General features: G+C 38.2%; 22 protein-coding genes and 1 pseudogene. 7 read left to right on the top strand and 16 right to left on the bottom strand.

What is annotated here, in order from left to right:
- Positions 1 to 144: 144 nt before the first annotated feature.
- On the bottom strand, positions 145 to 732 hold the full coding sequence (locus ACO05K_RS12220) for a hypothetical protein (protein ID WP_421944712.1): 588 nt from the start codon (positions 730 to 732) through the stop codon (positions 145 to 147).
- 284 nt (positions 733 to 1,016) lie between these two features.
- Between ACO05K_RS12220 and ACO05K_RS12225 the strand changes: the two genes are divergently transcribed.
- The 3 genes from ACO05K_RS12225 to ACO05K_RS12235 are packed head-to-tail and all read left to right on the top strand — an operon-like array spanning position 1,017 to position 3,235.
- A complete protein-coding gene (locus tag ACO05K_RS12225; protein ID WP_421944713.1) occupies positions 1,017 to 1,733 on the top strand; it encodes an SDR family NAD(P)-dependent oxidoreductase in 717 nt (238 codons plus the stop codon).
- A 38-nt stretch (positions 1,734 to 1,771) separates the two neighbouring features.
- Positions 1,772 to 2,386: a MarR family winged helix-turn-helix transcriptional regulator gene (locus ACO05K_RS12230; RefSeq protein ID WP_421944714.1), complete on the top strand. Its 615-nt coding sequence runs from the start codon at positions 1,772 to 1,774 to the stop codon at positions 2,384 to 2,386.
- Between the two features lie 12 nt (positions 2,387 to 2,398).
- Positions 2,399 to 3,235, top strand: a complete 837-nt coding sequence (locus tag ACO05K_RS12235) for a phytoene/squalene synthase family protein (protein ID WP_421944715.1) — start codon at positions 2,399 to 2,401, stop codon at positions 3,233 to 3,235.
- 393 nt (positions 3,236 to 3,628) lie between these two features.
- On the opposite strand, the gene ACO05K_RS12240 is transcribed toward ACO05K_RS12235, so the two are convergent.
- From ACO05K_RS12240 to ACO05K_RS12270, 7 genes are all read right to left on the bottom strand, one after another.
- Complete coding sequence (locus ACO05K_RS12240) at positions 3,629 to 4,156, bottom strand: DUF892 family protein (RefSeq protein ID WP_421944716.1); 528 nt, start codon at positions 4,154 to 4,156, stop codon at positions 3,629 to 3,631.
- Positions 4,131 to 4,532: a response regulator gene (locus ACO05K_RS12245; protein ID WP_421944717.1), complete on the bottom strand. Its 402-nt coding sequence runs from the start codon at positions 4,530 to 4,532 to the stop codon at positions 4,131 to 4,133. Before ACO05K_RS12245 ends, ACO05K_RS12240 begins: the two co-directional genes overlap by 26 nt.
- Positions 4,533 to 4,562: 30 nt before the next feature.
- Positions 4,563 to 5,405 (bottom strand): PAS domain S-box protein, encoded by an 843-nt coding sequence (locus ACO05K_RS12250; RefSeq protein WP_421944718.1) that lies wholly within the window; start codon positions 5,403 to 5,405, stop codon positions 4,563 to 4,565.
- A gap of 500 nt (positions 5,406 to 5,905) precedes the next feature.
- On the bottom strand, positions 5,906 to 6,967 hold the full coding sequence (arsB, locus tag ACO05K_RS12255) for an ACR3 family arsenite efflux transporter (RefSeq protein ID WP_421944719.1): 1,062 nt from the start codon (positions 6,965 to 6,967) through the stop codon (positions 5,906 to 5,908).
- Position 6,968: 1 nt separating this feature from the next.
- On the bottom strand, positions 6,969 to 7,388 hold the full coding sequence (locus tag ACO05K_RS12260) for an arsenate reductase ArsC (RefSeq protein WP_421944720.1): 420 nt from the start codon (positions 7,386 to 7,388) through the stop codon (positions 6,969 to 6,971).
- A 500-nt stretch (positions 7,389 to 7,888) separates the two neighbouring features.
- Entirely contained in the window at positions 7,889 to 8,356 is a 468-nt protein-coding gene (locus tag ACO05K_RS12265) for a DUF6428 family protein (protein ID WP_421944721.1), read from the bottom strand.
- A gap of 52 nt (positions 8,357 to 8,408) precedes the next feature.
- A complete protein-coding gene (locus ACO05K_RS12270; protein WP_421944722.1) occupies positions 8,409 to 8,738 on the bottom strand; it encodes an ArsR/SmtB family transcription factor in 330 nt (109 codons plus the stop codon).
- Positions 8,739 to 9,040: 302 nt separating this feature from the next.
- Here ACO05K_RS12270 and ACO05K_RS12275 point away from each other — a divergent pair, with 302 nt between their 5' ends.
- From ACO05K_RS12275 to ACO05K_RS12285, 3 genes are all read left to right on the top strand, one after another.
- A complete protein-coding gene (locus ACO05K_RS12275; RefSeq protein WP_421944723.1) occupies positions 9,041 to 9,190 on the top strand; it encodes a hypothetical protein in 150 nt (49 codons plus the stop codon).
- A gap of 174 nt (positions 9,191 to 9,364) precedes the next feature.
- Positions 9,365 to 9,760: a hypothetical protein gene (locus ACO05K_RS12280; RefSeq protein ID WP_421944724.1), complete on the top strand. Its 396-nt coding sequence runs from the start codon at positions 9,365 to 9,367 to the stop codon at positions 9,758 to 9,760.
- A gap of 281 nt (positions 9,761 to 10,041) precedes the next feature.
- Positions 10,042 to 10,356, top strand: coding sequence for a hypothetical protein (locus ACO05K_RS12285; protein WP_421944725.1), 315 nt, complete (start codon positions 10,042 to 10,044; stop codon positions 10,354 to 10,356).
- 344 nt (positions 10,357 to 10,700) lie between these two features.
- Here ACO05K_RS12285 and ACO05K_RS12290 read toward each other — a convergent pair.
- The 4 genes and pseudogenes from ACO05K_RS12290 to ACO05K_RS12305 all read right to left on the bottom strand — a co-directional run.
- Positions 10,701 to 10,943, bottom strand: a pseudogene (locus ACO05K_RS12290) (response regulator); the annotation flags it as partial.
- A 1,043-nt stretch (positions 10,944 to 11,986) separates the two neighbouring features.
- Positions 11,987 to 12,145, bottom strand: coding sequence for a hypothetical protein (locus ACO05K_RS12295; RefSeq protein ID WP_421944726.1), 159 nt, complete (start codon positions 12,143 to 12,145; stop codon positions 11,987 to 11,989).
- A 29-nt stretch (positions 12,146 to 12,174) separates the two neighbouring features.
- Positions 12,175 to 12,417: a hypothetical protein gene (locus tag ACO05K_RS12300; RefSeq protein ID WP_421944727.1), complete on the bottom strand. Its 243-nt coding sequence runs from the start codon at positions 12,415 to 12,417 to the stop codon at positions 12,175 to 12,177.
- Positions 12,418 to 12,693: 276 nt separating this feature from the next.
- Positions 12,694 to 12,885, bottom strand: a complete 192-nt coding sequence (locus tag ACO05K_RS12305) for a hypothetical protein (RefSeq protein WP_421944728.1) — start codon at positions 12,883 to 12,885, stop codon at positions 12,694 to 12,696.
- Positions 12,886 to 13,184: 299 nt separating this feature from the next.
- Here ACO05K_RS12305 and ACO05K_RS12310 point away from each other — a divergent pair, with 299 nt between their 5' ends.
- On the top strand, positions 13,185 to 14,228 hold the full coding sequence (locus tag ACO05K_RS12310; RefSeq protein ID WP_421944729.1) for a TlpA family protein disulfide reductase: 1,044 nt from the start codon (positions 13,185 to 13,187) through the stop codon (positions 14,226 to 14,228).
- Between the two features lie 245 nt (positions 14,229 to 14,473).
- Here the strand turns inward: ACO05K_RS12310 and ACO05K_RS12315 are convergent, their stop codons facing one another.
- The 4 genes from ACO05K_RS12315 to ACO05K_RS12330 form a co-directional block, all read right to left on the bottom strand.
- The gene (locus ACO05K_RS12315; RefSeq protein WP_421944730.1) at positions 14,474 to 16,975 is read right to left on the bottom strand and encodes a glycoside hydrolase family 95 protein; all 2,502 of its coding nucleotides are present in this window, start codon (positions 16,973 to 16,975) and stop codon (positions 14,474 to 14,476) included.
- Between the two features lie 442 nt (positions 16,976 to 17,417).
- A complete protein-coding gene (locus ACO05K_RS12320) occupies positions 17,418 to 18,278 on the bottom strand; it encodes an ROK family protein (protein ID WP_421944731.1) in 861 nt (286 codons plus the stop codon).
- Positions 18,275 to 19,456, bottom strand: a complete 1,182-nt coding sequence (locus ACO05K_RS12325; RefSeq protein WP_421944732.1) for a glycoside hydrolase family 76 protein — start codon at positions 19,454 to 19,456, stop codon at positions 18,275 to 18,277. The genes ACO05K_RS12320 and ACO05K_RS12325 overlap by 4 nt, the downstream gene beginning before the upstream one ends.
- A gap of 25 nt (positions 19,457 to 19,481) precedes the next feature.
- Positions 19,482 to 21,836, bottom strand: a complete 2,355-nt coding sequence (locus ACO05K_RS12330) for a GH92 family glycosyl hydrolase (protein WP_421944733.1) — start codon at positions 21,834 to 21,836, stop codon at positions 19,482 to 19,484.
- Positions 21,837 to 21,839 lie beyond the last annotated feature (3 nt).

Raw genomic sequence — 21,839 nt, forward strand, 5'->3', positions numbered from 1 at the left:
ATACCATGAGTACCCGCTTACTTATATTATCGTTATACAAAGGAAACTAATAGTAAGCCAGCTCAAAATGACATCTTACATGTGGACGAAAGGGAATTTAAAATCATCGGTTCCAAAATAACTTATCAATAAAAAACAATTAACTTATTCTTTTCCAGGCATGAGATAATGGATTGACAAGGTTGCCATTCGCCCGTTACGTCCAAACACGGGGCTGGTGATGATAACGTCATTACCCCTTTGAATATTGAGACGAGCTGAATCTGTAGATAAAAAATTTCTATTATAGAACGTTGAATAGAAATGACCAATTTCGGTTTTTTTGCTTGAGGCAATGATAAGCCCATTATTATTGATAACCGAAACTTCCTTAAAATTCTGGTCCGTGACAAACTGACCAAGATACATATTTACAGATTTCATGTCCCCTTCCACCAGTTTATTTCGTATTGCCCAAACCAATGGTTTTGTGAATACCAGCAGCTGATTTTTGAGGGTGGAATCAAGTTTAGCTGACAGTTTTTTTCTAAGCTCCTGGTTCTCCTTTTTACTTTCAAGCGAGATGGATCTACTTTCTATTGATTTGGATGCCCAAAGAGAAAAAATTATGATAATGGCAGCGGAAAGCGTAATCACAAACGTGCTGATAGATACAGTTGATTCCTGACTATGGTGCGTTTTGTTAAGCTTTTCTCGTGTAATGGACATAAAATGTAATTCTTGTTTTTTCATAAAATATAAAAAATGTCAATTTTGTTTTCATCAATTTCTCAAAAACTTCAGATTTGCAGAAACCTTTCATTTTCCTTAATCAATTCTATATTTAAAGCTACCCTGCTGTCATTAACCGCTCTATAAAGAACTAAATCAGTGAGAAAAATTTAATTCATCTGGTATTTTTCACTCCAGACAATTAACAATCAGAGTATGGGGTAACAGAAAAAAACCTATATTTAGATTATTAATAAACTTTATTTAACTATATTAGTTTATATATAATTCAATTAAATCAGCAGATGAATTTCGAAAATAAAAATATGCTTATCATCGGTGGTAGTTCTGGAATCGGTTTGGATTTGGTTCAGTATCTGAGTGCCCAGAGGGCAAATGTTTTCACCGCAAGCAGAAGCCGCTCCGCGTTCTGGCCCGAATCGATACACTACATGGAGATAGATGTCCTGAATTCTAACGCCGCGCTATCATCTTTTCTGCCAGATAAACTTGACGGATTGGTTTATTGTGTGGGAAGCATTAATCTTAAACCATTCGCAAGACTATCTGAAAGTGATTTTATTGATGACTTTAAACTCAACGTAATCGGGGCCGTCTCTTGCATACAGCAATCTTTAAACGCATTAAAAAATTCTTCTTCCGCGTCAATAGTCTTAATAAGTTCGGTTGCAGCAAGAACCGGACTGGGCTTTCATGCTAGTATCTCAGCATCGAAGGCTGCAATTGAAGGATTGGCTGTCTCGCTGGCAGCAGAACTCTGCACTAGTCAAATTAGGGTAAATGTTGTCGCACCTTCACTAACAGATACCCCGCTTGCATCGAAATTACTCAACACTGCTGAAAAGATGGAAGCATCGGCAAAAAGACATCCTTTAGGTAAATACGGAACGGCCAGAGACATCAGTGCGGCCATTGCGTTTTTATTATCGGATGATAGTAGCTGGATAACCGGACAAGTGATACCAGTCAATGGTGGAATTGGTAATTTGAAAACATTATAGCAATAAACAAGGCATAATAAATTTGATAATTAAATACAATGATGTATAACCTGTTAAATGATCTAATATCATTATTAAAAGACTATGAGCTTGATAATCCAGGCGCAGGGGATGATTTAGATTCCTTTTTAAAGTGGATTAATGTGCAGTTTCTTAAGCCAGGAAAAACTTTAGAAAAAGAACCCGAATGGCCCGGCAAAATTAATGGAAGGTCTGCCGACAGTGTGATCAACACTTCGCTTGTTCATCTCTACAGATATGCGAAGATTCAGGCTAAGACAGCCATTAACGAAACTATTTTTTCTACGCCTGATGACTTCATTTATTTGATATGCTTAAAATCTGCGGGCAGAATGACTAAATCTGAACTAATCAAAGAAAATATCCATGATAAACCAGCTGGCACGCTGATAATCCAACGGCTTCTTGATAAAGGTTTAATCAGTCAGCAACGTTCAGGGACCGATAAGAGAAGCATGGTATTAAACATTACAAATAAGGGAACTGATGAATTGAATAACCACATGGACAAGATTCGTACAGCATCTGCTAATGTGACCGGTGCACTTAAAATGGAAGAGAAGTCACAACTAATATCATTGCTCCAGAAACTTGAAGACTTTCACTATGTACAAAATTTCAAAAAGAGTTAAACCAAAAAATACATGAAAGTAATTTTTGATAGCGTATCTGCGAAATGCAGTAAAGTAGTAACAAAAACTTACAGCACAAGCTTTTCTTTGGGTATCCGTTTTCTCGACAAATCATGTCGGGAGGCAATCTATGCAATATATGGTTTTGTTAGACTTGCTGACGAAATAGTTGATAGTTTTCATGATTACGATAAAACTAACCTGCTAAATAAATTTAAAAGGGACTGCAAAGAAGCCATTGAAGAAAAAATCAGTTTAAATCCCATTCTTAATGCTTTTCAAAAAGCTGTAAATCAATACCAGATAAAACAGGAACTCATAGATCTTTTCTTGAAAAGCATGGAAATGGATCTCAAAAAAGAAGAATATACGCCTCAAAGGTATGATGAGTATATTTTAGGTTCTGCACAGGTTGTAGGTTTAATGTGCCTTCAGGTTTTCGTACAAGGCGACGATGGGCGATATGAACAGTTGAAAGAGTCTGCAATGAAGCTTGGGTCAGCATTTCAAAAGGTTAACTTTTTAAGGGACTTGAAAGCCGACTACTATCTATTGAGTCGGAGTTACTTTCCAGGAGTTGATTTGTCAATCTTTTCAATCGACGAAAAACGCTCAATCGAACAAGAAATATCCGCCGAGTTTGATGCTGCTTTAGCCGGCATAAGAGGATTGCCAAAATCATCACGTAGAGGCGTATATCTGGCATACATTTATTACAAAGAGCTTTTTGAGAAGATTAAAAAGAAAACCGCAAATCAAATTATGAGCGATCGGATTAGGATTTCAAATCCCCATAAATTTGTATTAATGCTTAGTTCAGTATTTAAAAGCAAATATTATGGAATTTAATCACAAATGAAGCTTATCAACCAACGAAAATCTATTTTGAAAATCATTGTCAATTACAACAAACCACTTTTTTGTAATATTGGAATGATGATGGATTGAAGTTAAATATTGAAATGATAAATCTGTGGCATATTGTTTAGCAAGTATTAAGGATTTATCAGACAATGAGATTTTCTTTCGATGAAACTTCCCGCTGATTGGATGGATATCCGTTAATAATAATCACAGTGTATTTCGCCAGCAAGGACTATTAAACTTTAAACTTACTAAACTTTATGATGGATAACTATGTGTTTAAAATTTACTAAAGCTAAGCATTAGTTGATATGTTGCTATAGATTGATTTGGCAACGGTAGTGAACCTGTCAGTCTTTGAAGCGCAATACCAAAAAATTAAGTCACAATATATTTTGAAGATATTAGGAGCAACAATGTCCGGTCTGATTTGGCATCATCATAGTTGTCTTTTAATAATTTATTGACATGGACATTGTGCATTTTGACAGCTGCCATCTGAAGAACCTGGAAGGAAGCCATTTCAACGCTTTCTATATTCTGGAGGTAAAAAATAATAGAAAGGTCCTGAAGCTCAGCTTCACCCTGCTGCTGATATATCGCTTCGAAGGCATCATCTATCAATCCAGTTACACCCTTGATACTACCTTTAGCTGGGTCGGCATCAAGTAGGGTATAAATCAGTTGCATTCTTGCTATCTGTTTTTCAACGTTCGCTACCGTATCCTCTATTGCATTTTTAAGTACTGTAAATTGCGCTTCTACCAGGAGCATTGGCAGCTTGGTTATCAGATGTAACTTCGCACCATAAATTCTGTCGAGGTGCATTAGAAAGAATTTTTTTAAACGTTCTGACCCAAGGTTTATGTGTTCCCATGAATCAGGGGAGTTCGTCTTTTCGTTCATGCTTGAAATTTTCCGAAGATAAGAATTCTTTAACCTTTTCAACAAAATTAAAAATGTCAAAAGGCTTGGATATAAATCCGTCTGCTTCGCATTTAGCGGCGATCATAGCAAGGTTTGCTTCTGCGGAAACCAAAACAACAGGTATTTTCTGAGTGTTTTTTAGCTGTTTAATTTCTCCGCATATTTGACTACCAGTTTTAATATATCCACCTATCCTAACATCTAAAAGAATAAGATCGGGCTTCAAGTCTATTATCTGCTGTACCGGAATACCAGTTGAAAATAAAGATCCCTCAATGCCTTCATCCTGCAGTATAATGTCCAGGATATTTAATATATCTTCATCATCATCAATTGCCAGTACACGTTTTTTCATATCTTTTTTTAGATTTTGAGAGAATAAGTTTTAGTACAATAGTTCAGTAACTTCAATTCCAAAGTTTTCATGAAATGAAGTTCTAAACTTTTTTATATTAGCAAATCCCGCAAGGCGTGCCAAATCGGTTAATGTACAATCTGAGCCAGCGGCAATGTTTTCCCAAACGATATGGAACCTAATTCTCGAAATTAGTGCTTTTGGGGTCAATCCCACGAGCCGTTTCACCTGCCTGTATAATTGTCGTTCCGTCATCGCCATTTCACTACTGAGAAGTTTTAAGTTCAGCTCAAATTTAGGAGCCTGACTTCTTATCAATGACTCAAATTTTCTTAACCAAACACGGTCGGCAACTGGAATCTGTGTATCTAATTTTAGCCAGCTAATGTCATTCTTCTTTTCGTGAACAAAAGGCATTACAAGTGAAACTTCTTGTGAAAAGCGTTTACGTTGCTCTTCACCCAACCTATCGAGTATTGCAGAAAAATGCTCCTTTTTTTCCATCAATCTTGTGGCAGTAATATCCTTGGCGATTGCAAACAGTAACTGGTCTCTTTCAACGAAGACTGACGTCCATGCAAGCCAAACTGTCCTTCCATCTTTAGTAATATACCGGTTTACATATTCTTTTATAAATTCACCAGCCATTTGTCTTTTCATCCGATCCTTGTCAACACTTCTATCCTGCGGATGGATAAATTGGTCGATGGGCGATGAATAAAGTTCCTCATCGCTATACCCAAGTAGCTTCAGGACGGCGGGATTAATTTTTTTTAAGAAGCCTTTATCATCTACAATGCATAACAGATCCGGATACAACTCTAAAAAATAATCTATATCTATATTATTATGGAAAATTTTATCAGCCATCATTAGTCTATTTCACTGCCTATCAAATATATTCAGCATTAGTATCTTTGGAACATTTCACCATTTCAATTGTTTCACAATCGCCCCATAATTCGCTTTTTGTCGGTTTTCACAAAAAAAATGTCAGTTTTTATATACTTTTGTGTCCGCATTTGATCAGGAAACGGTTTACGAGCAAGTGCTAATTCTTATTTGCTCCAATTTTTTTATCCTTCCTTCCCGAGTTTGAGAACACACATTTTCAAAAACTTCAATATTTCGTTTAAAAAATCGTGGTTAAGGAACTAACATACATTTCCCCCTTAGGGAGGTACAAAAATGCTAGGATTAGCTGGAGAATAGCGATAGTCTTATTTGTCGATATACCTGTTTTATCTTACTTCCGCTCTGATTTTCTAAGCTACCCTTTATTCTCCCACCACGGTTCCAAAGTGGCCTTGGTATAACTCAAAAATAGACATAAAAATAGATTATAGTGGGTAACAGAACATCACTGCTTTTTTTTATTTATAGTATTTCCTGCGGAACCAAAATGCTAAGTTGACAAGACTAATCAAAGCCGGAACTTCCACGAGCGGTCCAATAACTCCAGCAAAGGCCTGACCCGAGTTAACCCCGAACACCCCTATGGCAACTGCAATTGCCAGTTCGAAGTTGTTACCAGTGGCGGTAAAGGCAATCGAGGCACTTCTTGAATAATCCGCGCCGAAGTATTTACCCGCAAAAAAGCTGACCATGAACATAATCGAAAAGTAGATCACTAACGGTATGGCAATGCGAACCACGTCCATCGGTATCTGAACGATCAGATTACCCTTTAGGCTAAACATGATCACAATGGTAAACAATAATGCTATCAATGTAATTGGTGATATGAATGGAACAAACTTATTTTCAAACCATTCTTCACCTTTCAATTTAGTTAAAGAATATCTGCTGATAATACCCATAGCAAACGGCAATCCCAGATAGATGCCGACACTTTTGGCTATTTCGCTGATAGAGATATTTACCTCCAGGCTTTTCAGTCCAAAATATGGGGGAAGTACAGTAATAAAAACATAGGCAAAAACACTGTACAACAATACCTGAAAGATACTGTTCAAAGCTATCAGACCTGCCGCATATTCGCGGTTTCCCTCTGCCAATTCATTCCACACCACAACCATTGCAATACAGCGGGCAAGTCCAATTAAGATGAGTCCAACCATATACTCAGGATAATCCCTTAAAAAAATTATTGCTAAAAAGAACATCAGAAGCGGGCCGATGAGCCAGTTCAGAACCAGAGAAACCGTTAGCACTTTCGTATCCTTAAATACCTCGCCCATCTTTTCATATTTCACTTTTGCAAGTGGTGGATACATCATCAGTATCAGTCCAATGGCCAGGGCTATATTCGTGGTTCCATTTGAAAAGGAATTGATCAACCTCGATGAGGATGGAACAGAATAGCCTATGCCTACCCCTATAGCCATCGCCATGAATATCCAAAGCGTGAGATGACGGTCAAGGAAACCCATTTTTTTTCGTGCAACGGCAGGCGCACAATTGTTCACTGACATCTTAGCGCTTTAGGTTCTCGTTAACAAAGTTTTGTGCATATTCTTTTATCATCTCCCTTACTTCACGGAAAGCTTCCATCACCTGCTCTTCTGTTCCGGTAGCTTTGGCAGGATCGGGAAAGTTATAGTGTAACTTCACCGCAACCGAGGGAAAATACGGACAGCTCTCTTTTGCGTTATCGCAAACGGTTATCACATAGTCGAAATCGATATTGATATATTCCTCAATGTTGTTGGAGGTATGTCCGGAAATGTCAATTCCATCTCTTTTCATAATCTCAGTTGCCTTTGGATTAACCCCATGGGTTTCAATTCCCGCGCTGTATACTTCCGCTTTATCTCCAGCAAAATGTCTTAAATAGCCTTCTGCAATCTGGCTTCTGCAACTGTTTCCTGTGCAGAGCACTAATATTTTTTCCATAAATTTTTATTGTTAAATGATTCCATTACTTCTTATTTGCAAAAGCACTGGATCCCTTCCAAATCCCATTCTGCTTTATAATTATTTCTATAATGCCAAGTTTCCTAAAGCGTGCTTTTTCATCGATGCGAAGACTACTGATATTCTTTGGAAATATACCTGCTTGTAATATTTATATCCCTTCCACTTCGCTTAAGGTGATGAGTTCTTTCAATAGGGCAAGCCCGATCCCTTTCACTGATTGCTCAGGTTAGCACGTACGTTCACTGCAGCTTCCCTGGCATATATGCAAGGTGCAGAAACGGGTGAAAGTGCAGCCGATAAAAGCATCGCGATTTCCTTGGCAACTAGCGTACAAGTGCCACGATGCGAGCTCTCCCATTCTTTCCGAGAAGGCCTTGTTCTAAAAGTGGCATTGCCTGTTGCGATGCCCTCTCTCATAGATGTCTCTCACCAAACCCCAACCGTCAGCGAAAAGTTCCTTTTGCATAATAAACAGATTAACAGCAACCGCCACCAGGCGTACAACCATTTGCAGAGGATACCAAATTAACCATCCCATTTTTTTTTGCATCCTCTACTCCGCAATTCTCCGCCGCAAGACAGGCAGTCTGCTTTGCAATTAAGACAAAGTTTGTTCCCTCATAGCCAAGGTCATATTTACCGATGGTTGCTGATTGATATTCAACTTCTATTTCAAGGTCTTCCATACCCAGTACCCTTTCTGAAAAAGAAATGATATTCAACAGTTTTGTCGCTTTCAGGCGGTGCTCATAATCATTGGCATCCCATAACTGGAAGTTTGCTACTTTCTCACGGCGCACCTTGCCTCCACAGTCAATAAAGTCTTTAGTGATGATTCCAACTTCGGTAACATGGAAATGTTCGGGTACTGTTTCTCCGTTTTCTAATTGGAAATTGACTGCTTCAGCTGTTGCCAAGATGGTTTTGATTTCTGATAATCTCATATTTATTATTTATTTATCGCAATTTTACGATTGAACTCTTCAAAAAAAGGGCTTAACAACAGCCCCTTGGATCAACAAACGAGCTCATAAAATCTCCGAATAGGTTTTGCAAAAAACTCCACGTTGTTGGTTCTATACAATAGCAAACTTTCACCCCATCAATTGTTCCCTGAATAATCCCCGCATTCTTAAGTTCTTTCAAATGCTGAGAAATTGTTGCTTGTGCAAGTCCAAGCTCTTCCACAAGATCTCCGCAGATGCAGGCATTCGCGGAAATGATCTGTTGCAATATGGCAATGCGCGCTGGATGGGCAATGGCCTTCAAGAGCATTGATAGCTGGTTCTGCTCCTGTGTGAATATTTCTGTTTTTGTAATCCCCATTTATATCGCAATATTACGATGTATATTTTACATTACAAAACTTAAAGTGGAGAAACGATGAGATAAACAAAAATCCAGACTAGTGGCTCAAACTAGCGACTACTCACCGTTGATCGCCAGATTCATTAGCGATTGAACAGTTGAAAAACCCAGGTTACATTTTTTTAAATCTTATTATAATTTATTGAGGTTGTCAGGTTAGACCTTGATATGCATAAAGTCGACTCTTCTAATTCCTGAAGGGTTGTTTACGATAAAACCATTGGCGATTTGGATTGTCGTTCGGGGATAAGAATAATATCATGAGAGGTCCAAAAGATGAACAGTCGCAAGACCAGGAAGAAAATAATGGCATGAAGCCAGTTGAAGATGCAGCAGTGCGCGGTAACTGGAACTCCCATCAGCAAATCGATGAGGAAGGCAATGAAATTACACCAGATGAGATCAAATAATCAGAGGTGAAGAAGATATTGATGGTACTTTCCTCTCATAGTGAGATGGAAAATACCGAAGGCAAGACTGGCGTTTGGCTTGGTGAGTTCACTGAGCCCTATTACCAATTTATAGATGCGGGTTACTAGGTTTCCTTATGCAGCCCGAAAGGTGGCCGGCCGCCGGTAGATCCGATGAGTGAACTTACCGAACACATTACCTGGGCTAACCGCCGTTTTACCGATGACCTGGCCGCAAAAGATGCTTTTTCTCATATCATGCCACTAAATCAGGTCTCTGCCTCAGGATATGATGCCGCATTTTATCCTGGAGGGCATGGACCAATCTGGGATTTGGCAAAGGATAATGATAACGGTCTTTTGATCCTGGATTTTCTTGATTCTGAAAAACCCGTCGCACTGGTATGTCACGGCCATGCAGCGTTAATCAGCGTAGAAGGTCAGCGGCCCGGTTTTATGCGGTGTAAACGCCTTTTTGCATTTAGTGATATAGAGGAAAAGCTGGTAGGAAGGGCAGGAAATGTCCCTTATCTACTACAGGAAACCTTGGTAAGCTTAGAGCGGAGGTAAAAACAGCATTCGTGCCTTTTCTCTCCCATGTGGAAGTGGATGGCTTGCTGATAACCGGACAAAACCCACTTTCAGCCGGTCCTACGGCCAAAGCGCTGACCGATTTACTCGGACTGAGCAACTGATAATCCATTACCAGGGGGCTTAAAATGGCGACACCTCTTTGAGGATTTTGTCTCTTGTATTATAAGGACCTGCACCTCATGTGTTCAAGCCCCCCATTGCTGGCGGCCAATCCGGTTATCATACCTGAAACAGAATTAAAATTTAAATGTGAGCAAATGAAAAATAAAAAACCAAAAGTGATCTGTTTGATGATGACTTCTCTGGACGGAAAGATATTGGGCGAAAAATGGGGCAAGAGCGGGCCTGTGGAATTACTTAAAGAAAGTTTTGAAAAGGTGCATGAACGTATCGGCGTCGGCGCATGGATCGTCGGACGTAAGACTATGGAAAAAGATTTTACACATTACACCAGGCCGGTGATTAAAAAAACCAAAGGAGGTATTCCCAGAACCGATTTTGTGGCTGTTAAGGACGCCAAAACCTTTGCCATTGCTCTGGACCGGCAGGGAAAGCTAGGCTGGAATCACTAAATCGGGAGCAAATTTAAGAATACACAAAGTGAAATGGATAATTCATTCCCCGGCTAATCTGTACTTACAAGTCTGGCCGGGGAATGAAGCGAGACTTTCAAATCAATTTCACCTGCCAGTCCTATCATTTCCTCGAGGCGACAGCCGGTTTGTTATAGGTACTTATAAAGGAATTGACAAGCACTGAAAACATTTTTTTCTTTAGGTTTGTAGCACCTTTAAAATCTTTATAGTCCTTAATCTTCTCTTTCAACTCATTAACCTTACTTCTTATATTTTCCATGATTGTTGCTTTAAGCAGAGTTTACTTTACAATAAAATAAGAGCAATTATCGAGCCATGATCTAACCCTCACATCGAGCGAAGGGTTTCTGAATGAAGTCGCTAGCCTGGCATTTGCTTTCGATATTTTTGAGCGTTGCATGTGCACTCATTATTAAAATAGGAGTCTTTTGTTCTGATAATATTTGTTCGCAAACCTCCAAGCCATAACCATAAGGAAGCATCACATCAAGCAAAAATAAATCAGCAGGGATGGATTTGTCTCTAGTTATGAAATCAGTTACATTACTGAAAGCGTAGACTTGATAATTTTCTTCTTCCTAAATCATCTGAACTAATTCTCTGATGTCTCTATCGTCTTCAAGTAAAAAATCGTCTGCATGTTAATTACGTTTTTAATGAATACATTAAAACGAGATATTTAGTTTTTAATATATGAAAATTCAGGATTCAAAAGGATTGACTTTAGTCAATATTCTAGCGTTATAACCCACAAACTCGAAGCGTTTATTTATTATCCTCATTTTGCTCCCACCTACCAATTCCCATTCGCTTGACAAGGAGTGTAAAAACTCCCTTCGGCAAAGTATAACCAGGGGTGTGGGACCACTCATCACCGTTTAGCTCCAATATTCCTTTATATGAAACATCAATATAAATTCGGAATTGGAAAGGTTTTGAGGCAACACGGCTCACGACAATTGTACGATTGTTAAACACGACGATCCGTGTGCCGGTTTTCGGGTTACTAAACATAGAGACGTTAATATTTGGCTAGCATTTTCTTAAAAAGCTGACAAATATAACCGATAAAATTCAGTTGAATCAAATATTCTCTAAAGCTATAAATTGGTGAATTGCAGTTTATTATCTATCCGCCAGTTAGCGACGCAAACCTAATTTTAACGACGTAGCAAATTCTATTAACCCGGATGTTGCCTTGTAGTTGATGATTTCTAAGCGAAAGAATTGTGCAGTCAGCATAGAAGAATTTATTTCATTTGACAATTATCAACCTTTTATTTCCCTATTTATTGCTCCAGAGCGTTAATTTAAAGGTAGGCTACATTTATGTGTATGCTTTGTTTTTTGCAACGATTTTTTGACAACTCTCAAAATACACTTTTTTTATCTTCGCATTGGCCATCTGGAATTAACTGATGGCTAGTTTAGGTTACGTTCAATCTTATTAAAAAACATCTCTCACCTTACCAGGCAATATCCGCTAATTGTCTGGTTTTTTTGTGCCCAGATTATTTGCATTCCCACGCGACATTTACCTCATGGTTCGGAATTGATTATGGAGAATTAATCTATAAAATCCTGAAATTGATGCTGCTATTAAGCGTTAGGCGGGATCATCGGTTGGATTTTCAAAGTCAGCCTTCTTGCCTGATGACTTTGTTGTCGATTTCTTTTTTCTAGATGACGAAACGGATTTTGATTCGTCGGTTTTCTCCTCGGAGTCTTTGGTTTCTTTTTCAGATCCCTGTTTGTTTTTTGCCATGATTTCTAATTTTATATTATGATCAAACCTTAATCTTTGGCAGCGTCGCTACCTTTATTTTGCTCTTGTTTTTGAGTTTCAGCTGATTTTTCCCCAATAGATGAATCGCTATCTGCATCGCTACTCTTCACCTGATCTGCCAGGTCATCAATTTGTGACTTCACTTCGTCCGGATCAAATTTCTTGGAAGAATCTTTTTTGACACTTTCTCGCACCTCTCTAAGATCCTGAACAATTTCTTTTTCAGTTTTACTATCCCTACTATTTTCCATAAAATTTTTATATTAAATACATATATGCTGCATAAAGGTTTTGTGAAGTTGGTTTACCTATTGGAATTCGACCAATAAACGCTTATTGAACTGGAGATTCTTCTAGGCATGATAATCTAGTTTGAGCCCTGTAGACATTATCTATCAGTCAAAGTTACCACTTCAACATTTTCTAAAGAATTTTGTGAACGACTGAAGATATTCAAAAATAAAATCCAGCGCAATTACACCAAATCGAGTGATCTGAAGCGGATAATTTTCGCAATATTTTATTTATTAGTTTGGCGGTAAAGTCCTAGTTGATGAATCGATATGACTTGTATCCCTCATTTCCTGATTGCCGGTTGCGGTGGTATCAATGGTGTCCGTATTTACCTCTGACTCTCTACTTTTTTCTTCAGTATTGTTGTTGCACGCAGCTAAAAATAAAAATGCAGACGCGATCAGTGTTAATTTTAAAGTTTTCATGGTTTTATTAGTTAATGTAACTTGAGAACATAAATGTTTAGGTATAGTTTGATTTTTTCCACTTAAGTACAGTATCAAATTTGCTTGACATCGTAAAATCATAATAAACAGTGTGAGCAACGATTTATAGTTTTTATTTTTAAATTGTAAAAAATTAATTCTGCTCTTTATGAAATATCTTCGCCTTATGCATTGCAATCTCATTAAGTAATAACTGCTACAGCCAACAAAGTAAGATTGGTTACGAAATTGATATTGATGTCTCAAATATCAATACTAACAAAGTTTATCTGTACACCATGAAAAATAATGCGATACAAAAAGCTTATTGGCCAAACATTGATTCAGCTACTATAACTAACGGTAAAGCAAAACTAAAGCGCGATACATTACTTGCTGATGCGTCCTGGGCTTCCGGCATTTGTTACATTGATACTTTAACTAAAAAGAAAGAAACCTTTGTATTTAAAAATAACTTTAACAGCAAAAGAAAAAGCAGGAGTTTCATCCTTGAAAATGGATACATTAATATTTCAGGGGATATAAAAAACCCGGAAGGCTTAAATATTGATGGTTCTTTAGAGAATGAACTAAATATGAGATACGGATTATTAGGCCCTAATATTTCAGGTGTAAATAAAAGAATGGATGAAGCTGATAAGAAAAATGACTCTAAATTGTTAGCGGCAGCGTTAAGCGCAAAAAAGGACAGTCTAGAATCATTTAAAAAGAAGCTTAACAAACTAGCAGAGCAATACCCGTCGAGCTGGATTATTTTGCTGAATGTTTATCAGAACGCCAGTCGTTTCACACCTTCAGAGTTGGAAGAAATCTCCGCTAAGTTTTCAAAGAGTACATTGGAAACACCGAAAGGAAAATCATTAATAAATTTCACCAAACAGACTGGCAAACTAGTACGCGGCGCTGTATTCCCTCAATTCAATTACAGTGATGCAGTAGGCAAGAAATGGACCCTTGATGATGTAAAGGGTAAGAATGGAACCTTAGTTATATTTTGGGCTAGTTGGTGCGGGCCTTGCCGTAAAGAGATACCAGAACTTAAGAAGATTCATCAAACTTATAAGGCAAAAGGCATAAATTTGGTGAGTATATCGACCGATCACGATATTGCAGCATGGAAATTAGCTATGAAGCAGGAAGCAATGGGATGGATGAACTTGTCAAATCTTCCTGGTGATAGTAAGTTAATAAACTCAACATACAACTTGTACGCCATTCCATCGGTTTACTTGCTCGATGCGCAAAACAATATTGTTATGCCCGATGAATACGAAATTCCCAAAATCGAGGAGCACCTGAGAAAGCTGGTGGAAAAAGGTTAAATCTGGGCAGTTTATAATATTAATGGGTTTAATCAAATTTATAATCAATGAACTTTAAAATTTAATACTATCATTTTTAAAGCTTTGGCTGGAGATTTCCGATGCACTGACCGAGAGGTAAATGTACTCCGTTTATCTATTTAACCCCCAGGTAAATTCTGCACGCAAATATTTATAAAATTTAGATTTAAACAGCCTAGCAGGGTTTCAGCCGAATATGTAGCCAATCGCCGAGTATTATTGGATTAGTTTGCTAATGAAATAAGTTCATATATCTTTCCAACTTTAGCTTGAAATGTTAATATGTAAACACCATCTAATTTCTTCGAACGAATATTTAATTGTTTCAATTGCAGCGGACTGGCAGATTTGATTACACATTCACCATTTTTTACCGATTTAATTATGCTCTTAACTACGGTTCTGTTTTTCCATTGAATATCTACAGTAAAGCCACCTCTAGCTTTTAGTCCTGAAATCCTCCCTTGGTTCCACACCGATGGAAGTGCAGGTAGCATTTCGATTACGCCATTATAACTTTGTAAAAGCATTTCAGCAATCCCAGCAGTTCCGGCGAAATTACCATCTATCTGAAAAGGTGGATGGGCATCAAAGAAATTAGCATAAGTACCACCTTTGGATCTCTCCTCTGCATCAACATAATTTAATAACTTTCTGAGCAGTAAATATGCATGGTCTCCATCCTTTAACCGAGCCCACCAATTAATTTTCCAACCTCTGCTCCAACCAGTTCCATCATCTCCACGGGTGGTTAATGATTTTGCAGCAGCCTTAAAAAACTCAGGCTTGTCGGGCGTAATTTCTTTTCCTGGATAAAGTCCAAAAAGATGTGAGACGTGGCGGTGATGAATGTCGGTTTCTTCCAAATCTTTATACCATTCTAGCAACTGACCATTTTTACCAATTTGTAATGGATACAATTTCTGGGTTTTAGAAATTAATGTATCCCTGAAATTCTTATCTACATTCAGAATTTTTGCCGATTCGATTACGTTACTAAACAGATCTCGAATAATTGACATATCCATTGTGGTTGCTATTGATACAGATTGTACTTTTTTGTCTTTGTCATAGAATGCGTTTTCTGGTGAGGTTGAAGGAGCTGTAACCAAATAACCATCATTTGTTTCCACAAGCCAATCTAAACTGAACTCAGCTGCAGATTTCATAATCGGATAAACTTTTTTCAAGAACTCCTTATCCTGCGAAAATTGATAATGCTCAAAAAGGTGTTGACAAAGCCAGTTTCCACCCATCGGCCAATTTGCCCATAGCGGATCTCCTTCACCAAAGTCGCCAACAGGATTACTAAGCGCCCAAATATCTGAATTGTGATTGGCTACCCAGCCTCTAGTTCCATAAAATTCTTTAGCAGTTGATTTACCAGATTGAGATAAATCACTAATAAACTTGAGCAGGGGAACATGCATTTCGGATAAATTAGTTACCTCTGACGGCCAATAATTCATCTGCGTATTGATATTTATCGTGTAATTAGAGCTCCATGGCGGTCTTAAAGCGTTGTTCCAAATTCCTTGTAAATTAGCTGGCGGACCTCCAGGGCGTGAAGACGAGATTAAGAGATATCTTCCAAACTGAAAATAGGTTGTTTCAAGATTAAGATCTGGAATTCCTGCAGAATAAGCTTTAAGTCTAACATCTGAGGGCATGGAACTTTTCGAATCGTATCGATCGTTACCAAGTTGTAAAGAAACTCTATTAAAATATTGCTTATAATCAGCCAAATGGCGACGTAACAAATCAGGATATTTTTTATTCAGTGCCGCTTTAAGCCTTTCTGCAGCGAGAAGATTTTCATCGAAGCCTTCACTATCGGGACATTTATCAAAACCGTTAAAGCTGGTTGCGGCGGTAACATAAATAGTTGCTTCAGATGCATCTTTCAACTTTATTGCGTCATCAACTTTAATAATTTTTCCATCGGAAGAAACCACCTTGATTCTGAACTGAAATCTCATTCCATTGCAACCGGAACTATCTCTATAAACTACTGGTTCAACATTTTTCGGATTATAATAAACTGGCAAAACATTCGCTGGAGCTTTTCCTTTTAAAATAAGTTCCTTTTCAGTTCCAACATCTTGTTTATTTTTTAAAAGACTATTAGCTGAAATAGAGAAATTCAACATTTTTTTCTGACTAACTTTAAGTTTGATTATCAAGACTTGGTCTGCAGCAGAAATAAACGCAGTTCGTGAATAATTTACATTATCAACCGTAAATACGGTTGATGTTATTGCACTATCTAAACTTAATTTTCGTTGGTAAGCTGAAATGTTCTTTTTGCCCTTAAAATCCTGCTTTATAGAAATATTTCCCATAGGCAAGAAAGATTGAGAATAGAATCCCTGCATTTTTCTGGTAAGCTTATCAGCAAGACCATAATTTTGATTTTGCAAGAGCGCTTCTCTAATTTGCGGCAAATACTTAAGTGCATATGGATTGACAATTTTCGGTACTGGTCCCCCACTCCATAACGTGCTTTCGTTTAACTGAATTAATTCTTCTTCAACCCTACCATATACCATTGCGCCTAATTTACCATTGCCAAGTGGCAAAGCTTCTACCCATTTTTCAGCTGGCTGCAGATACCAAAGTTTAAGATTTTGTTTTTGCTGAGCGAAGGAATTACTAACCGTAGTAAGCATCAGTAAACCTGTAAGGATAGCGATTATTAAAGCTTTAATTTTCCAGTATCTTAACATCCTAATAAAAGTATTTCTTTTGAAGTAGTACCCATACTCAATTTTTTATTGAAAAACCAGTTCTTAAGATTAAATGCAAGGATACATTCATTTGATCAGAGCAGTTTCGCAATTTTTGCAACAATTTTAATGAATATAGATTAATTAAACCTAATTTATATCACATTAAACGAATATGGCTAGGTATTTTAAGATTATGTAATTTAATGTTCACAGTCGATTTCTTTGGACAAATTAAGTTATTGCTTTCATTTAGGGCTGTCTATGAAACAACTCTATTTTTTTCGCTCGAGCTTTCCAAATTGACTATCAAAGGTAATCGACTAAGCCCAAAAGCTTTTAAGCGATATGTAACTTTAGGGATTTTTGTATCGAAAGAGATTATATCTAGCATCCATCTTTCACCAATTCATCCAGTTGCCTAAAAACAAAAAGCTATCCTTTAACCAACCGAACAGGCTGCGCCTATCAGAGCGGCATCTTCTCCTTTTGCAGAGATGTAAACAGTAGAAGAAATAGACATTGTATTTAGGTAATATTTTAGCTGAGGTAGAAACAACGCTGAAGCTTTCGAAATGTTTCCACCCAAAACTACGCAGTCAAAATTTTCCTTCTTATAAATCTGGGTGAGAAAAACACCCATGTTCATACTGAATTCATCAAACACCTGTAATAATGGATTGCCGCAATCAGCGTTTTCAATAAGTTCTTTCACATTTGTTGTCGTTTTACCAGCATACTGGTTGTATTTTGCTACAAACCATTTTGAGGAAAATAAATCTTCGCATATGCCCCCCATAAAAGGATGACACCAGTAATTTGCATCTTTGGCAAGGCCACTAATACCTCTTGCGGAGCCAAATCCGGTACCAATAGTGAAACCCATCACACTCGAATAAGGCGCTGCCAAACCGTGACTGAGCTCACCCTGCAAAAAGCATCCCGCATCATTTACAAAACGGAGCGACTTAACTTTGCTTCCTAGTTCTTTTAATAATAGCTGACCAACATCAAGCCCGTAAAGGGCGTCGTATTTACCCATGCCTTTCATATAGGATATACCATTTCCATAATCGAATGGTCCGGGCATTGCAATTCCGATTTCACCAGAATGCTCTGCTGTATTTAAACTTTTCTCAATCACCTCACACCAAACACTGATGATTTCTGCAGTTTTTGCATGGGCATCAATCTTCTTCCTGAATGAAGTGCCGTCTAAAATTTTTCCGTTTTTAATATTGACTAGTGCCGAACTGATGTGGGAACCACCAATATCAACTCCAAGAATTATATTATTGCTCATTTCGATTTGTTTGCTAAATTTAAAAGACCGGCTCTTGCATAAAGTTCCGCAATGCAAGCTTCATCTAATAACCATTTTGGCTTTCTTAAAGCATTCTTATCGGTTGCCCATTTTGCGCTCAACAGGCCATTTGTATCAGCAGCATTCTGCCAGGCCCGATCTAAATCAATAATAACTGCTTTTAAATACTCAGGGTTGTTATCGACATGGTAAAGCGATTCATAACCCCGAAAAAGTACGGTCAAAAACCATGGCAAGTCAACATTAAATTGCCTTACTCCCAGCTCTTGCTTCGAAAAAAAACGAAGTGAATTTTTAGCAACTAACTGCGCTTCTTTAAGGTAACTTGCTTCTCTGGTGAATTTATACAGCAGCATAGCACACTCCAGCATCGAGCCAGTATTGTAAGTATAATAAGTTGGATTAGGCTTACCATCCATCTTCACATCATTATAGTAAATTCCTTTTGGGTTTCTCATCTTGGAGTGCATCCAATTATAGAAACGCCTTCCCCATTCCAGATACTTCTGCTCATTAGTTGCTTGATAAAGTTTCAGCGCTGCCAGCGTTGCCATTCCGTTGCTGCAGGCAGGCTTTTGGTCTTTATGTCCTTCCAACCAATACACGCCTCCGCCTAAATTGTTATCCCAACCGCTAATGATAAATTCAAAAACTTCTTTTCCTTTACGGATAAATTCCGGATTTCTGGTGTTTAGATAAGCTTCTGCATAATCTATACAAACCACTCCGTTGTCATCATAATATCTGTCTGAACGTTCCAATGTGGCAGGATAAGCCTGATAACCTATTGGTGCCCTGGTTGTATCCCGGTATTTCCATATCCCTGTGGCCAGGGTATCAAGATACTTCTGATACCTCAACTTCAAGTCTGGATACCTTATGAGGACATTTGCAGCAGAGAACATCCCAGAAAATGGCCACAAAAAACTCACTTCCTTCTCTTTAACTCCGGCACCCTGAAAATAATCTAAATCGACCTTTGAACCAGTTGGATAATGCTCACTGAAAAGCCCTGGATGTTCAGGCAATCGGTAGAGTTTCCAGACTTTTTCGAACATCTCATCCGCCCTTTTTTTATATTCACTTGCAGGTTTCAGCTTTTGGGCAAAACTATGCTGGCTCAGGGTTAAACCGATTATTAGAAAAAAGTATTTCATTATCTAAACTATTTAAAGTTTGGCTTTACTGGTTTGATGGAGGTGGTACTTTAATACCCCAGTTTTTATTTGGTTTATCGCCCATACTTAATATAAGCGTACCGCCTTTCATAAGTTCATCACGATACAACCATGTATTATTCAGCGCCTTCCCATTCCAAATCGCTGACTGCACATACACATTTGATTTACTATTTTTTTTGGTTTGGATAACCAGATGTTTACCATTACCCAGGCTTACCTCAATATGGTCAAATACAGGGCTTCCAATCTGAATTGTAGGTTTGGCATCTGTAAGCCCTTTTACATCGAATAGTCCGATTGAAGCCATTACATACCATGAACCAAGCTGGCCCTGATCTTCATCCTGACCATACCCATAACCATGTATGCTTTCCGTTCCGTAGAATTCATCACATATTGCCCTTGTCCACTTTTGTGTTAACCAAGGCGCTGCCGAGTAATTGAACAGCCAGCTGATGTGCAGATTTGGTTGGTTACCATGATTATAAAGGGCTTGAATACCGGCAAAGGCATCAATTGTTTTGCCACCACCAAAAGCATTTTTCTGAGAAGTTTCAAAGATATTGTTCAGGCGGTCGTTGAACGTTTTATTTCCAATTTCCTCAATGAGTGCTTTAGGATTTTGTGGGACATAAAATGTATATTGTGTAGCATTACCTTCCTGAAATCCACGCCAGGCTTCCAATGGATCAAATTTATCTATGAACTGACCCTGCGCATTTTTAGGCCTAACTAGTTTAAGCTGTTTATCAAAAATCAGCTTCCAGCCATTTGACAGTTTTATAAGCTTATCATAATCTGCTTGCTTTCCGAGTTTTTTTGCAAACTGTGCAGCAGCAAATGCGCTGTAACTATATTCCAGAGTATGAGAACCTGAAAAATGCGAACCCGTAGAATCGGTAATGTCTGCATCCATATAAGGAACGAAACCTTTGGAAACGAAAGCCTTGGTATCCATTTTACCAGATCCAACCAAACGTTTTTCATAGTTTAATTCATTACCTAAAACAGCTTTGTAGGCTAAGTTAACATCATAATCACGAATACCCGCCTGATAAGCACCCGATATAGCAAGACCAACAAAATTGGTTCCAACACCGGATACAAAATTGCTGTTTGCTATACCATCGCCGAACCAGCCTCTTTCCTTATAAATTTCTAGTTGCGTATGAACAAAATCATTGTAATGGCTGGGATAAGATAACGACCAAAGCTGGGTAATGTTCCAGAAACCGCCCCAGATGGCATCGGTATTCATAAAATTGTAACTGAATTTACCCTGAGCATCTTTAGGGAGCTGACCAATGGAACCGTCATGCCTGGGAAAATGACCATTTACATCGCTTGCTACTCCACGACCAAGCAGCGCATGGTAAAGTCCGGTGTAGAATTTCGTTTTGTCTGAATTGCTCTTGCCCTGAACGCTTAATTTTCCTAATTCTGTTCTCCATTGATGCTGGGCCAGTAATTTAGCGGCATCAAAGTCTAGTAATGAAGCTTCAGTATTTAAATTAAGTTTTGCATTGGCGATTGAGGTATAGGAAAGTCCAACTTTAATCTCAACCTTTTCATTCTGATTCGTATTATAATTTAGGAATAATCCTGCGCCAATGCCTTTTGAAGATGTTTGATTAGGAACGGCAATTTCTTTCTCAATTGCACTTACACTGTTTGGTTTTTTACTAAGCGTACCAAAAAAGTACATAGCCACTCTTCCACCTTCATCATATTTCTTAACATACTTGGGATAAGTAATCACAGAACCCTTAAAATGGGTATCATCAACCATTTCAACTGAGGCATCCGTTACCGGACCACTTTCTCCCTGAATTCCGCCGACGGATAGAATAACTCTGGAAGACTCATTTTTAGGGAAGGTATATCTGTGAAGGCCTACCCTTTTGGTTGCAGTTAGTTCTGCTTTTATGTTAAAATCATCAAGCATAACTGAATAATAGCCCGGTTCGGCAATTTCATTTTTTCTGTCAAAAGCCGACCTGTATCCGCTGCCTGGTTTTTCCAAGATGCCTGGAACAGTCTTGATTGTTCCGGCTGTTGGCATGAAACTCAATCCACCTACCTGCCACTCATGAAAATGAACAAATCCTTCGATGGAATTGTGGCGGGTATCGTAACCTACTGCCTCCCAGCCCTGGGCATTACCATAACTACCATTGGTAGATGGAGCAAGTTTAGCCATACCGTAAGGAACAGCAGCTGGAGTATAGAAAAACCACCTGCTATGTGCCGTGCCGATATTAGGATTAACATATTTTAGCAGATTCTGGCTAAAGGCTTCTGACATCAATAAGGCAAAGAAGAGCAGAAAATATATTGACTTGTTAATGATTTTCATAAC

This window comes from Pedobacter sp., assembly GCF_965227205.1.
Classification (GTDB): domain Bacteria; phylum Bacteroidota; class Bacteroidia; order Sphingobacteriales; family Sphingobacteriaceae; genus Pedobacter.

Bases quoted from the DNA above. Each gene is read 5' to 3' on its own strand.
- ACO05K_RS12225 (WP_421944713.1), top strand. From the start codon at position 1,017: ATGAATTTCGAAAATAAAAATATGCTTATCATCGGTGGTAGTTCTGGA.
- ACO05K_RS12330 (WP_421944733.1), bottom strand. From the start codon at position 21,836: ATGAAAATCATTAACAAGTCAATATATTTTCTGCTCTTCTTTGCCTTA.
- ACO05K_RS12245 (WP_421944717.1), bottom strand. From the start codon at position 4,532: ATGAAAAAACGTGTACTGGCAATTGATGATGATGAAGATATATTAAAT.
- ACO05K_RS12275 (WP_421944723.1), top strand. From the start codon at position 9,041: ATGAGAGGTCCAAAAGATGAACAGTCGCAAGACCAGGAAGAAAATAAT.
- ACO05K_RS12230 (WP_421944714.1), top strand. From the start codon at position 1,772: ATGATGTATAACCTGTTAAATGATCTAATATCATTATTAAAAGACTAT.
- ACO05K_RS12315 (WP_421944730.1), bottom strand. From the start codon at position 16,975: ATGTTAAGATACTGGAAAATTAAAGCTTTAATAATCGCTATCCTTACA.
- ACO05K_RS12265 (WP_421944721.1), bottom strand. From the start codon at position 8,356: ATGAGATTATCAGAAATCAAAACCATCTTGGCAACAGCTGAAGCAGTC.
- ACO05K_RS12250 (WP_421944718.1), bottom strand. From the start codon at position 5,405: ATGATGGCTGATAAAATTTTCCATAATAATATAGATATAGATTATTTT.
- ACO05K_RS12310 (WP_421944729.1), top strand. From the start codon at position 13,185: ATGAAAAATAATGCGATACAAAAAGCTTATTGGCCAAACATTGATTCA.
- ACO05K_RS12305 (WP_421944728.1), bottom strand. From the start codon at position 12,885: ATGAAAACTTTAAAATTAACACTGATCGCGTCTGCATTTTTATTTTTA.
- ACO05K_RS12235 (WP_421944715.1), top strand. From the start codon at position 2,399: ATGAAAGTAATTTTTGATAGCGTATCTGCGAAATGCAGTAAAGTAGTA.
- ACO05K_RS12260 (WP_421944720.1), bottom strand. From the start codon at position 7,388: ATGGAAAAAATATTAGTGCTCTGCACAGGAAACAGTTGCAGAAGCCAG.
- ACO05K_RS12240 (WP_421944716.1), bottom strand. From the start codon at position 4,156: ATGAACGAAAAGACGAACTCCCCTGATTCATGGGAACACATAAACCTT.
- ACO05K_RS12320 (WP_421944731.1), bottom strand. From the start codon at position 18,278: ATGAGCAATAATATAATTCTTGGAGTTGATATTGGTGGTTCCCACATC.
- ACO05K_RS12270 (WP_421944722.1), bottom strand. From the start codon at position 8,738: ATGGGGATTACAAAAACAGAAATATTCACACAGGAGCAGAACCAGCTA.
- ACO05K_RS12295 (WP_421944726.1), bottom strand. From the start codon at position 12,145: ATGGCAAAAAACAAACAGGGATCTGAAAAAGAAACCAAAGACTCCGAG.
- ACO05K_RS12285 (WP_421944725.1), top strand. From the start codon at position 10,042: ATGAAAAATAAAAAACCAAAAGTGATCTGTTTGATGATGACTTCTCTG.
- arsB (WP_421944719.1), bottom strand. From the start codon at position 6,967: ATGTCAGTGAACAATTGTGCGCCTGCCGTTGCACGAAAAAAAATGGGT.
- ACO05K_RS12280 (WP_421944724.1), top strand. From the start codon at position 9,365: ATGAGTGAACTTACCGAACACATTACCTGGGCTAACCGCCGTTTTACC.
- ACO05K_RS12300 (WP_421944727.1), bottom strand. From the start codon at position 12,417: ATGGAAAATAGTAGGGATAGTAAAACTGAAAAAGAAATTGTTCAGGAT.
- ACO05K_RS12220 (WP_421944712.1), bottom strand. From the start codon at position 732: ATGAAAAAACAAGAATTACATTTTATGTCCATTACACGAGAAAAGCTT.
- ACO05K_RS12325 (WP_421944732.1), bottom strand. From the start codon at position 19,456: ATGAAATACTTTTTTCTAATAATCGGTTTAACCCTGAGCCAGCATAGT.